Source organism: Fodinibius halophilus (assembly GCF_011059105.1).
In the GTDB taxonomy this organism is placed as follows: domain Bacteria; phylum Bacteroidota; class Rhodothermia; order Balneolales; family Balneolaceae; genus Fodinibius; species Fodinibius halophilus.
On sequence record NZ_JAALLS010000014.1, the window covers coordinates 55594 to 68815 of the forward strand.

The window sequence follows — 13222 nt, forward strand, 5'->3', positions numbered from 1 at the left end:
TCGGGGCTATGAAATCTCCTCACAACTGGAAGCAAAAGTGGATTAAGTGGCTTCGGCGATGGCGAAACTTTAGAAAAAAAGCCAATCTAAGTTTCCACTACCTGCAAGATGATATTTACGAAATTGACAAGGTCGCACATCCGTATCTGCGAGCCTTGAGCGTGCTGCTGAGCCTGCTGGTGATAGCCAGCATTCTTATTCCTATTGGCTTTGAACTGACCCCCGAGCTGGTATATCTGAATCGTCAGATAGAAGGATGGATCTTGTTTGGCTTTGTTGCCAGCTTCTTTATTCGCTTAATTTTGACCAGCGATCGAAAGACCTACCTCAGGAAACGATGGTTTGAGGCTGTCGTTTCACTGTTTTCAGTGTTTCTACTCGTTGATATTGGGGTCTCCACAATTGGTATTATTGATTACCTCTTTAAGGGCGCCGCCCATCCCGAAGAGCTATTCCTGAAGTTTCTAAAAGGTTATCTTCTTTTTGTGGTGGCGGTAAAGTTCCTGCAGTACCTGCCCGAACTGCTGGGGCAACAAAAGAATACCGGACGGTTTTTAATCTATAGTTTCTTATCGCTCATTGCCGGTGGTACCTTTCTACTTATGTTGCCTGGTGCCACTCAAGACGGACTCGGACTTGAATTTATTGACGCCCTCTTTACCTCCACCAGCGCGGTTTGTGTGACGGGCCTTATTGTGGTTGATACGGCCACTCATTTTACGCTTTTTGGGGAGCTGGTGATTCTTACCTTAATCCAGCTTGGCGGTATAGGAATTGTCACTTTTGCTACCTTTCTGTTTTTATTTATCAGCGGAGGCCTGGGCGTCGGACAGATGAACACTCTTAAAGGAATGGTCGGGGAAAGCAATGCGAGCCTGGTGACGGCCACGCTAAAACGAGTGGTGGGATTCACATTTTTGGTCGAGGCCATAGGTGCCGTAGGCTACTACCTGAGCTGGGAGGTCTCCTTCCCGAGCCATGGGCAACGGATCTTGTTCTCCATATTCCATGCGATATCGGCTTTTTGTAACGCAGGCTTTTCGCTGTTTACCAACAGCCTGGCGGATCCGGCGAATGCCACCAACCTGGGGATCAATATTACTACGATGATACTTATCGTTTTGGGAGGATTGGGCTTCACCGTTATCTGGGAGATGATCAGAACCCGAACGGACCGCTCGCGCTGGCGACGGCGGTTATCGATACATACCCGGACGGTGCTTGTGACTACGGCGGTACTTATTGCGGTGGGAACATTGTTTATCCTTGTTATGGAATGGAACCAAACGCTGGCCGGCTACAGCTGGGGGAATAAGATTATGGCGTCCCTCTTTCAGAGTATAACCACGCGTACTGCCGGATTTAACACCATTGATACCGGGGCTATCGGCATATCTGCTACCCTGGTGATGCTGATTCTGATGTTCATCGGGGGTTCGCCGGCTTCTACCGCGGGGGGGATCAAGACCACAACCTTTGCAGTGGTGATGCGCTCCATTGTGATGACCGTACGCGGATACAACAAGATGGAACTGTTTAAGCGAACGGTACCCAATCATGTTATCTTTCGGGCTATGACCGTCATTTTATTAGCCGCTTCTTGTATTGGCGTTAGTACCATTTTATTATCGCTGGTAGAAGATCATGGCTTTGTGGATCTGTTTTTTGAAGAAGTGTCGGCCTTTGCCACGGTGGGTTTGTCCCGGGGTATTACCGGGGATCTAACATCGTGGGGAAAATTTATTATTGTGGTTTCTATGTTTTTGGGCCGTGTGGGGATTCTCACATTTATGGCGGCCTTTGCCACCAAAGTAGATACCAATAAATACAAGTATCCCGAAGAAGATATTATGGTGTCATAACAGGATGAATTGTTGAAAAATCACGCAATGGATGAAAATATAGTTTTAAAAATATCCTGAATAGAATACTATGGGTTTAAATAACCTGGTTGTCATCCCCCTAACCCCCTTCGAAGGGGGACAGAAAACGGGTATTGGCAGAATGTTAACGGTTCGCCTTAAAAGATTTAGATTGGTTGTAATTTTGTGTCACTTTTTTTACAGCCTCTTGAAGGGGAGGAGATAGTTCTTAATATGCTGTTAGAACCGCACTGAACTTTTTGGCAGATGTTGATAAATTAGTTTTTCATATAGCGAAGTTGTTATAAATGAATTCCGGCGATTTAATTTTCGTCTCTTAATGTTAATCACCTATTTTTGAAATTATGAAACGACGAAGTGACCTGCATTTTGCAATTATCGGTATTGGAGCTTTTGGCAGTGCCCTGGCTAAAAAGCTTTCCGAGGAAGGAGCGTATGTAATCGCTATTGATAATAATATGGAGCATATCAACCAGGTCAAAGAATATGTCTCTGATGCCATCTGTTTTGATGCCACCGATCCGGACCTGCTGGAAAACCACGGTATTACCAACGTGGATGTGGCAATTATAGCCATCGGGGAAGCCTTTGAGCCGGTGGCTCTTATAGCCATGCATCTGATTAATTCGGGTGTCACTGAGGTATATGGCCGGGCCGGCACCTATATTCAGGAACAGATTTTGAAACAGATCGGCATTACCGATGTCATCCACCCCGAGCGACAGGTCGCAGAGCGCATGGGAGTGTCACTGGTGCGCAGGGGGATGTCCGATGTGTTTGATATTGGGGAAGGACTGGCGATGTTTGAGATAGAAGCCCCGGAAGCAATGGTGGGATACACGCTGGCAGAACTCGAAATACGTAAGCGCTATGAGCTCAACTTAATCACCATTAAACGACCGGTAGAACTGGAAGGGGAGATCGGTCCCGAGAAACATTATAAACCTATCGGTATCCTGCGAGGTTCAACGGAGGTTAAAGAGGGAGACCAGTTTTTACTGGTGGGACGCAAAGAAGATGTCGACAAGCTGCTTGAAACCAATTAACGCTACCTCGATAACCGTTCAATAATACCCTCCGTTACAGAGCGGGGTTTATATTCTCTGCTCCTTGTTATAATTAAGTTTCCATCGGTGTGTTCGCCAATCTCTTCGGGAATAGAGCCGAATAGCGCCTGCCGGATGGCTGTGCTGCGCGTTGCCCCGATACAGACCGTGTCATAGTCTTCTACGGCTTCCAGCAGTGTTTCACGTACGTTGTCGGATACAATGACTTCTGTATTGTACTGATCGGAGCTAATCCCGGCCTCATGGGCTACTGAATGAATATATCCCTCTCCCTTCGATTGGGGATCGGTGTGGCCATCGGTACCCGGTGTTTGGACCATCAACAGGGTAAGAGAAGTATCGTCGGCACTGGAGGCCAGGTCGTAACCTCGTTTGACGGCCAGTATCGTGTTTGGACCGGTTCCAACTAATACAACAATATTTTTCACCGGTTGTTGCCCGGCTTTTACAAGCGTTATTTCACAGGTGGCTTCATCCACAATATGGTCGATATTGGAGCCCAGGATATGTTCATATCGTTTGCGTTTACCGCTCCATCCTAATATAAGATGTTGGGCTTGCTCTTCTTTAAGCACGTTCAATACGGTAGAACTGATGCTGTGGCCCACAATAGCCCGGGTACGAAGCCCTAAGCCAGCTTGCTCGGCTGTTTGTCGAGCACCGTTTAGCAGCTCTTGTTGGCGCTGAATACGTTCGTCTTCATACTCTATACTCTGCTGAAGAGAGGTCTGCTGAGGAACCTGCAGAACGCTTACAGCTACAATTTCCGCTTCGCCGTAATTGCCGCCAATCATGCCTCCAATATTGATAAGATGTTGCTCGGTCTTTGGGTTGGCCACGGGAATAACAATGCGATATCGCTCATTGGGCGCGGGCGTACGATCACGGGCGGCAATAGCATCTCCCACGAGGCTGGGTTTGATGGCACGGCTAGCTGCATATCCGAAGTACCAAAGTACACCTACTGCGATAATAATACCCCCGATGAGGAGTACCAGCGGACGCATCTGCGCTACAATAACCAAACATGATGCAGAGCCAAGAAGCGGGATCGTAGGATAGGCCCAGGAGGAGAGCTTAAAATCGGGATTATAATCCTCAGGCTCCGCCCGACGCATCACAATAACAGCTATATGAACTAATGCATAGGTGATCAGGTACAAGAAACTGGCGACATCGGCCAGCGTTTCGATACCGACGCCAATCGCGATAAGCAGCAGGATAACCGCTCCCGTAATAAGGATCGCCCGAAAGGGAGTGCGAAATTTGTCGTGAATTTTGTTGAGCCAGCCGGTAAGGATTTTATCGCGCCCCATCGCAAAGTTTACACGGGCCGCCGAAAGAATGGAGGCGTTGGCACTGGATACGGTAGCAAGCAGGGCCCCGACGACCATCATCAAGGCTCCAATAGTACCCAAGTACTCGCTGGCTACATCGGCCACCGGAATATTGGATCCGGCCAGCTCAGCCACCGGCAGTACCCCGGTAGAGACCAGCATCACCAACACATAGAATATCATAGGGGTAAGTACCGAGGCGATCATAGAGAGCGGCAGGTTGCGGCCGGGATTTTTGATCTCTTCGGCGCTGGTGGCTATCACTTCAAATCCTATAAAGGAGACATATACCGTGGCCGCCGTGGATGCTACTGCCCCCCATCCATTGGGATTAAAGGGTTTAAATACGCCCCAGTCGATGTTGAAAACCCCGAAAGAAAGGAATACCAGTATAAAACCGATAAGAAGAATGACAATCAGGTTTTGCAGCGCTCCCGCTTCTTTTACACCCCGGTAGTTGACGCCAATAAGAAGAGCAGCCATCCCCAGGGCCGACCAACCAACGGCAATATTGCCATAGAAGAACGTCAGATATTGCCCGAAGCCAAGCATATAAAAGGCCGTGGCGAACATGAGTCCCGCCCACATGCTCCATCCCACAATAGAACCAAAGAAGCTGCCCATAGCCCGGTTCACATAATAATAGCTGCCGCCGGCCTTGGGCATGCCGGTTGCCAGCTCAGAAAGGGAGAGAGCAGTAAGTAATGATACAACCCCGCCAATGATAAACGAGATCATCCCCGCCGGACCCGCATTATTGGCTACGATACCGGGCAGCACAAAGATTCCGGCCCCGATCATAGTTCCTACCCCAATAGTGTACGCTTCCAGAAAGCCAAGATCCCGTGCTAACTCTTGGTCAGCCGTTGATTCTGTCATATGATATACCCACTGATATTGAAAAAAGATAACGACCGAAAAGGTACAAAATTCTATTTATTTCACAATAGAATTCTGACATCCTATTTATGGCTGATTCCCTTTAGCCAAAAAGGTAGAGGTTTAACTGTTGTTTATAGCAGTCTGATGGCAAGTTTTTCTCCATGGCATAGTCCTGAAAGCCGATTATACCCTATCTCACGTAGATATTTGGAAGGTTGGTCGATGCAAATAGTTATTAGTTTGATAACCGAAAAAGTTCACCACAATTTACAAACTGATCAGCGTTGCCAACTAAAATCAAACGATCATCAGGCTGTAAACGAAAATCCGCAGAGGGATTGCCGATAGTTTGCTCTCCTCGTTTAATTGCCAAAACAGTTAGGCCATATTCATTGCGAAGTTTTAATTCCCGAAGTGTTTTCCCGGCAGCAGGAGAATGCTCTCGCACGGCCACTGCGCGGGTATGAAGACCTTCCTCGTCAAGCCCCTGCAGTACCATCAAATGGGCTTCCTGAATACTTCCCCGAACAATTTCGTAATCATCGGCACGAAGCGCTTGTACATGCTCCTGTATTTCCTGCTGCGGAACTCTGTAAGCACCCAGGACATGGGAAAAAAGTCGCACTGTGGTTTCCATCTCTTCGGGTACAACAATATCGGCTCCCAGCTTTTCAAATCGTTCAATTTCACTCAAATACCGCGTGCGAACCATTATCTGCAGAGTGGGATTCAAGTGGCGAGCCTGCTGGATGATACGGGGGCTCGAAGCCGGATCATTGGTAGCAATTACACAGAGCTTAGCCCTTTTAACGGCTGCCAAATTAAGAATATGCTGCCGGCTTGCATCTCCAAATATGGCCGGAATATCGTTTTTGTGCATCTCTTCCACCGAGTCCGGGTTCATTTCAATAACAATATAGGGGATACCGGTATCGTGTAAGACCTGAACTAAATGGCGGCCCGCCGGGCCGTATCCTACTATAATAACGTGATCCTCTAGAATTGTCTTTGGCTTTTCAACCGAAGCTTGTTTTGAGGCCCGGGCCAGATGTCTCAGAAATGTCTTGCTGAGCAGTTCTCCCATCCAGCTGCTCTTGTGAAGCATAAAGGGAGTAGCAATCATCAACAGGACCGCCACTGCAATAAATGTTTGTACGCCGTCTTCTCCCAGTCCCGCAGGAGTAATTCCGGCTGTACGACCGGCTCTTTCAAGTACAAATGAAAACTCCCCGATTTGGGCCAGTGTAAGCCCGGAAGCGGCAATAATCCGGATCGGATATTTTAAAGTCATTAAGCTGGCTGTAGTAATTAAAAATTTAATGATTACCACACTTACAGCAGTTCCGAGAATGATCAACGGGTTTGCAATGACAAAGTTCAGATCAAGCAACATGCCTACTGATACAAAGAAAACCGCATTAAATATCGTGCGCAGCGGCAATATTTCGCTGATGGCCTGTTCACTAAAATGACTCTCACTTACAACCAAGCCCGCCAAAAAAGCTCCCAGCGCAAGGCTCACACCTGCTAAATTTGTAAGGGCTGCAGTACCAAAGCAGATGGCAACTACCGTTAGCAGGAAGAGTTCTTGTCTCCGGGTTTTAGCTACCTGCTCTAAAATCCAGGGGACAATACGTTCGGCTAATAATAGGACGACCGTTATTAATACTCCTGCTTTGAGCAGTATCCATCCAATATTGGTTATTGATTCTGACTGGCCGGCCAGCATGGGTACGAGCAATACCATCACAATAATGACAAGGTCTTGGAAGATAAGTACAGCCAGCGATAGTTGTCCGGAAGGCGTGTCGGTCTTGTCCTCATCGCTAAGTAAACCCAATATAATAGCAGTACTGCTTAGGGCTACAAGACAGCCGGTATAGATCGCAGAATTCCAGCTAATGCCCCAGTACCATAAAATGAAAGTAACTATGCCAACAGTAATCCCGACCTGTAATCCGCCTCCCAGGAATATGGCCTTTTTGATACGTGAAAGCTTCTCCAGGCTAAACTCGATACCAATGGTAAAAAGAAGAAGGATGATACCAATCTCAGCCAGCATATCTACCAGTTCCTGGTTTTGGACTAGTCCCAGGGCATTGGGGCCAATAATAACACCTGCAATTAAAAAGCCGACGATAGGCACAATCTTAAGCCGGTAACATACGTAGGCAATACCCACGCTTACCGTAAATAGAGCGACGAGTTCTGTCAAGAAAGGAAGCGTAACAGCAAATACCATTAGTTACCACTTGCTTCAGTTGATGAGCGTTCCTGTAAAACGCGTCCCACGCTTAAGAAAGAGATCCCTTGGTTACTTGAAGTGCTGATATTGACGGCTTCAATCACAGGCGGTATTACTGGTTCTTTTGATTTCCAGCTAACCAGAAAGTTTGCCCCTACACCACCCCGCAGATCGCGCTCTTCAATTACGTAAGCTGTTGAAGCCAATGGACTTATTTCGATTTCTGAATCGATATATCGCTGAACGAGTTTTCCCTGGGAATCATAGTACAAAACTTTTGTGAGTGTTAAAGGGCGATAGGGATCAGCATTACGTATACTCAGGGTGGTTGTTAAATTAAACGTTCTTTTTCGATCCTGTTGGTAGATATGAGAATAAACCGGTACATAAACCATTTGGCCAATACTGGTGGCATCACGAGTGAATGAATCTGACTGTTTAATCAAAACAGAGTCAACCACAGTAGTATCCGGTGGCGCCGACTGTTCAACCGGATTGGATTCCTGCCGTTCGGTGCAACTGATGATAGCCAATATCAATATAGTGGAGTAAAAGAATTTCATTGTCATCCAATTATAGTATTCATCAAAACCATGCATTATAAATATAATTAAATTATAAGCAACAATGTTGCACCCTTTTCTCGAAGAGATAGCGGAGAGTTTTGGGGGCAGTGAGGAATACTAAGGTTGACGGAAACTAATTTTGAAGGGACCTTTGCAAAACCAGGCAGTCATTCTGAATGTAATGAAGGATCTCCCTTTCAACGACAGCAGATGGATACTGGAGATTCTTCGACAAGCTCAGAATGACGAAATCAAAGGTTTTGCAAAGCGCTCTTTGAAATTGGTGCTTGTTCTCACAGGATTAATACTACTGAGAAATTAGGTTTGTGTAAAAATTAATATAAGGGAGGGGCAGGGAGGCTCGGATATTTTTAAGAGATCTTTGCAAAACCTCCAGTTTTCAGCCCGTCATTGCGAGTGCAGCGAAGCAATCTCCTGTTAGAAGCTGCAAAAGGGGATCGCCGTATTTTATTCGCGAAGACAACAAATTGCAAAGTCTTCTTAAAAAGATATTTAGGTGTTCATTTTGTCAGAAATATTTACTAAATTTCTGACAAAATAAGAGGTTTTATTTTATGGAATCCGTTCAAAATCAGATACTTAGTAAGATAAAGAACTATAACCGTGGAAAAATATTTTTCCCTGATCATTTTATAAAAATTGGTAGTGAAGATGCTATTCATAAAGCATTGTCCCGGTTAGAAGATGATGGGGAGTTGATTCGTTTAGCTCAGGGAATTTATCTGCGTCCAAAGAAAGACCCCGATCTTGGTGTTTTATATCCGTCCATCGATGAAATTGCCCGGGCTATTGCGAAAAGAGATAAAGCAGAAATTATCCCAACCGGCACCTATGCTTTGAATAAGTTAGGACTTACCTCGCAAGTACCTATGAATGCGGTCTATTTAACCGACGGATCTCCTAGAAGCATTCAGGTGGGGAAGAGGAAAATTAAATTTAAGCGGACGGTACCTAAAAACCTTGCGGTAAAGGGAGAGATTAACGGATTAGTGATACAAGCGCTCAAAGAAATTGGCAATGGTAACGTGAGCGAGGAACAGCACCATAAAATTGCAGAAATTCTTGCCGAAGAGGATTCAACTACGGTTGAGCACGATGCTAAGCTGGCCCCGGTCTGGATTCGAGAGATAATGTTAAATGCAATAGAATAGATATGGAAAAGTGGTTTGATTTATCAAGGGAGCGAAAGAAACAGATATTTGATCAGGTTGCGGCTCAAAAGAGCTGAACGGTTGAGCAGGCATATCTATGATGTCGAAAAAATGATGGATGAAGAACACGGGAAGCAGGCACTGGAGGATGAGCAGTTGTATAGCGATATCATTAATCACCGACGAAATTTAATTGGAATTAAAGGCATCGATTATGACAGCCATTGGCCCGGCACGGTCAGTCTCATTCCGCCGGGTACAGCCAAGAACCAATGGAAGAAAGATTATAGAAATATGCGAGAGAGTATGATCTATGGGGATACACTGAACTTTGAAGAGTTACTGGAACGCATGCAGGAGTTAATGGAGCGGATTAATTCACTGAAGTTTGGGAAAACAAAAAAGTGAATTTTAATTAGCGTTCATGATATGTGATTATGGGACAAAGGTGGGGCTCTGCCCCTGGCTTGTTTTTAGTCCCAAAATTCACCGATTTGAAAATGGAAGGAAATTTGTAAGGATCAATAAATTTATATATGATGTCATATCATGTTCATCATACATAATTAAGATGCACGAGTTAAAAGCTGAACTCCAAATAAAATATCACACAATTACTGATTTCTCATCCCATGTGAGAAAATTGGTTTCTCCTTATAGTAGTTATGCAAAAAATATTGGGTTTGAAAATGTCAATAAACCTAATGAGAGAGTCTTACTAAGGTTCCCTGATGAAAATTATATAATATCAGTTGATTGGAATCACATTGCAGTCGCTGTATCTGGAAAAACTAAAGATCTAGATAAATATGAAGGGAAATTGAGGTTTATGTATGATTTGATTGAAGATATTAGGGAATTAGATACTTTTGAGGGTATCGAATTTTCTGTATTTCGCACTTGGGATTTATTGCCTAATATACATTCTGATGCAGATTCATTTAGAGAAACTTTTTTTACTGAATCAGTACCTAGTTTAAGCAATACAAATGATTGTGCAATTGTTATAGATGGGGAATTGACTGACTCTAATTTGAGTTTCAGTACTACATTCGGCCCACTAGATTACCCAAGAGACATTGAAAGACATAATTTATCTATTTTTGAGCGTTCAGCTTTTGATCATAATAATATAGATTGCACCGAGGGTTGTTTGATTAATAGCACTCTTAGAAGCACAAGCACTAGTTTTGACTACCTGGAAGTAAGAAAGTTTTTAGAGGCAAATAAAAGAATCATAAATTCTATAGAAGAATGAGTGTTGATAAAACAATAGGTGAAATAATAGGTGACTTTGTTGATTCCAATGAGGATCTGTGGGAAACTGAATATGACTTGAATCCAGAATCAGGTGATATAGGACAGGATCAGTTTGACATAGATACTATTATCCAAGATTTTGGAAAATTAGAGGATTTAGTAAAAGAGAGTGTTCCTCATTTTGCTGGAGTTAATGAAAGTTGGGATACTGTTAAAACATTTGATGCCAGGGTTATAGAAATAAATGATCCAAATGTAGTATTAGATTGCTTAATTGATAGAGAGAATAAGCGGTTTGAAACTCGTATTTTCAGGCTGGAATTGTTTAATAACTTTGAAAAATTAAGAGAAGGGCAATACATACTTATACGTCAATTTACTAAACCCGGTAAAGTATCATTTACTATTAATGATGGTGAAAAGCTAGTCAATAAAGAATATTTTGAAAGCCACCCTGAGCTTTCAGAAATCGATGAAATAGAAAATCAAGAAATTGATCTAAGTAAGTTATAAAAAAATAGTTTGTGAGAGTTACATTTAAGTATGTTGGGTCAGGAGATAGCATTATAATAGAGTGGGAGGATGGAATAGGTTTTATAGATTGTAAAAAGTTGCATGGTGAAAATCCTTCTTTAAATTATCTTAAAGCTACAGAAGAAAACAACATAAGATTTGTTTTCATGTCTCATCCTCATCAAGACCACTATTCTGGGCTTTATGAGTTCTTAGATTATTGTGATAGTAAAGATATTACTATTGATTTATTTGCCTTCACAACTGATGTAAGTAAAAATTATTTGGAAACTGTTTTAATGCCTTATGATGCAAAGAAAAGTTTGCAAAAGATTCTTCTTAAGGCTAAGAGTCTAGAGGATAAAGGAATTATAAAAACGAGAGGTCTAGTTAATAATTTAAGTCAAAATTTAAATTTAAATGATGAAATATTTTTAAGGATTCTCTCACCTTCTCAGCAAGAAAAAGATGAATTTTATAAAACTCTTTTTAATAAAGATTTAGATTTTAAGAGTGCTCCCAATCCTAATTTGCTCTCATTAGTAACATCAATTGAATCTAATGATTGGCAAATTCTTCTAACATCAGATGTTGAAATACAAAGTTTAAGAAGAATTGGGATTAAGGTGTTGAAACATTTTGATAAAGAGGTCTATTTAGGACAAATACCTCACCATGGATCACTAAAGAATCATTATAGAGAGTTTTGGAAAAAAAGAAAATTCAAAAATGATACACCGGTAGCAATTTCTGTGGGCCCGAACAAAAATGGTCATCCTTCTGGTAAGGTTATTTCTGACCTTGAAGATTTAGGATATCAGGTTGATTTAACTGATGAAAGGCAAAGAGAATCTAACGAAAGTGCAAGCCAACTAGGTCTTATAAGCAATAAAGTACCAGAATCAAATGAAGGTTCTGACTTGGTTTATGATATCTGACAAATTGAACCAGTTGATTTGTTGTACCTGTTATTATACTCTTCCCTTTTAAAAAAAATGTAAATAACTGCAAGGCAATAACTTATTGGGTATAGGGCGTTTGGAAGTATTCATGAAGAAGAATGCGAATGCTAAAAAACGAATCAACCTATTTAATAGATTGGTTCGCTATAAATTTTGCTCTGTTATAAAGTTCATCGTAGGTAATTATTTCAACATTTCTTGAGTCTCTTCGATAAAGTTCGAAAGTTTTACCTTTTATTATTTTTTCTTTAGGGTTGTCGTATGTGACTTTATCCCAGTTGCCAATTATCAGTATTACTTTTGAATCATAACTTTTTTGAATAATTGGTTCTCCCTTATCATCGTGTAAATCTTTTTGTTCCAATCTAATTTGTCCACTAGCTTTCTGTTCTAGTATTTGGGATACAGAGTCTATTAAATCATTTGATAAAGCCCAGGCGTTTGATCTATTTTTTGAGTTCCCAAACAAAGGAGTACTAGGCTTTTTTATTTCTACAAATGTTGTAAAGCGTTTATCCCCTATAAGGAAGTCACCAATAACAGCACTAGAACCATCAGCTTCAGTGCTTGACGCATGAAATTCTTTTTGGAGAATTCCTTGAAACCGATAATCTAATCCATAACCAAAAATCCATTCATTTTTGGAAAAGAAGTGTTGCCATGTTTTTTCTTCTTTTTGACTATTAATCTCTTCGTCATTTGAGTATTGTTTCCAATAGTTTTTTTCAGTTAGAAGTCTTTTGAATTCATTTATTTGCCTCTTCCTGTATCCTGTATTTACGATATCTTTAGATGTGACTATTCCTTCAGATATTAAACTTTCTATAATTTCTTCACCACCTTCTTGGGCAAGCAAAGTTTTAATTTTCTTTTTAGTTCCTTCGTCTAATTTATTTTCTTCATCTAGCTTTAATCGTCTTTCGGTTATTGCTCCAAGATCAATCTCATCTATAAAGGCAAGAAAAGCTTTGAGTTGAGCAAAATTGAATTTATTAAGTTTAACTCTTTCTTTTTCGTCCTTATTGACAAGTTTTATGATTTCTAGACCTTCTATATCTCCTTTGTTTTTGATATAGACAACCTTGAACATTGTTCTGGGAGCAAGTCTTACTTCAAAGCCATTTTTATCTTCGTGTACTACTTGAAAGTATCTTCCTCCACCGAAATCATGGGAGTAAAGATGGTTCTCTTTAGATCTCCTGATTATCTCTTCTTCAGTAGGTTCCTGATTCGATTTACTCATATTGGGTAGGTAAAAGGAGAAATTAGTTAATTAATAAATAGTAGGTATTAAATAGATGAGATGAAATTATTCTTATAGATTTAATGTGTAGA

Annotated in this window: 12 protein-coding genes; 8 read left to right on the plus strand and 4 right to left on the minus strand. The window is 42.0% G+C overall.

The window, feature by feature from the left end; genetic code table 11:
- The first annotated feature begins 8 nt into the window (after positions 1-8).
- Both G3569_RS11465 and G3569_RS11470 read left to right on the plus strand, forming a co-directional pair.
- Complete coding sequence (locus G3569_RS11465) at positions 9-1862, plus strand: TrkH family potassium uptake protein (protein WP_165269248.1); 1854 nt, start codon at positions 9-11, stop codon at positions 1860-1862.
- A gap of 365 nt (positions 1863-2227) precedes the next feature.
- Positions 2228-2929, plus strand: a complete 702-nt coding sequence (locus G3569_RS11470; RefSeq protein WP_165269250.1) for a potassium channel family protein — start codon at positions 2228-2230, stop codon at positions 2927-2929.
- A gap of 2 nt (positions 2930-2931) precedes the next feature.
- Here G3569_RS11470 and G3569_RS11475 read toward each other — a convergent pair whose 3' ends face one another.
- The 3 genes from G3569_RS11475 to G3569_RS11485 form a co-directional block, all read right to left on the minus strand.
- Positions 2932-5166 carry an amino acid permease gene (locus G3569_RS11475; RefSeq protein ID WP_165269251.1) on the minus strand — a complete coding sequence of 745 codons (2235 nt, stop codon included), beginning with the start codon at positions 5164-5166 and terminating at the stop codon, positions 2932-2934.
- A 238-nt stretch (positions 5167-5404) separates the two neighbouring features.
- Complete coding sequence (locus G3569_RS11480) at positions 5405-7411, minus strand: monovalent cation:proton antiporter family protein (protein ID WP_165269253.1); 2007 nt, start codon at positions 7409-7411, stop codon at positions 5405-5407.
- Positions 7411-8013: a DUF3124 domain-containing protein gene (locus G3569_RS11485; protein WP_205720167.1), complete on the minus strand. Its 603-nt coding sequence runs from the start codon at positions 8011-8013 to the stop codon at positions 7411-7413. The genes G3569_RS11480 and G3569_RS11485 overlap by 1 nt, the downstream gene beginning before the upstream one ends.
- A 118-nt stretch (positions 8014-8131) precedes the next feature.
- Between G3569_RS11485 and G3569_RS18415 the strand changes: the two genes are divergently transcribed.
- From G3569_RS18415 to G3569_RS11510, 6 genes are all read left to right on the plus strand, one after another.
- Entirely contained in the window at positions 8132-8302 is a 171-nt protein-coding gene (locus tag G3569_RS18415; RefSeq protein WP_205720168.1) for a hypothetical protein, read from the plus strand.
- A 253-nt stretch (positions 8303-8555) separates the two neighbouring features.
- On the plus strand, positions 8556-9152 hold the full coding sequence (locus G3569_RS11490) for a DUF6088 family protein (protein ID WP_165269257.1): 597 nt from the start codon (positions 8556-8558) through the stop codon (positions 9150-9152).
- Positions 9153-9209: 57 nt separating this feature from the next.
- Positions 9210-9560, plus strand: a complete 351-nt coding sequence (locus tag G3569_RS11495) for a nucleotidyl transferase AbiEii/AbiGii toxin family protein (protein WP_165269258.1) — start codon at positions 9210-9212, stop codon at positions 9558-9560.
- Between the two features lie 163 nt (positions 9561-9723).
- Positions 9724-10410: a CUB domain-containing protein gene (locus G3569_RS11500; protein WP_165269259.1), complete on the plus strand. Its 687-nt coding sequence runs from the start codon at positions 9724-9726 to the stop codon at positions 10408-10410.
- Positions 10407-10925 carry a hypothetical protein gene (locus tag G3569_RS11505; RefSeq protein ID WP_165269261.1) on the plus strand — a complete coding sequence of 173 codons (519 nt, stop codon included), beginning with the start codon at positions 10407-10409 and terminating at the stop codon, positions 10923-10925. The genes G3569_RS11500 and G3569_RS11505 overlap by 4 nt, the downstream gene beginning before the upstream one ends.
- Before the next feature lie 11 nt (positions 10926-10936).
- The gene (locus tag G3569_RS11510; RefSeq protein ID WP_165269262.1) at positions 10937-11863 is read left to right on the plus strand and encodes a ComEC/Rec2 family competence protein; all 927 of its coding nucleotides are present in this window, start codon (positions 10937-10939) and stop codon (positions 11861-11863) included.
- Positions 11864-12011: 148 nt separating this feature from the next.
- On the opposite strand, the gene G3569_RS11515 is transcribed toward G3569_RS11510, so the two are convergent.
- On the minus strand, positions 12012-13130 hold the full coding sequence (locus G3569_RS11515) for a Shedu immune nuclease family protein (RefSeq protein WP_165269264.1): 1119 nt from the start codon (positions 13128-13130) through the stop codon (positions 12012-12014).
- Between the last annotated feature and the right edge of the window lie 92 nt (positions 13131-13222).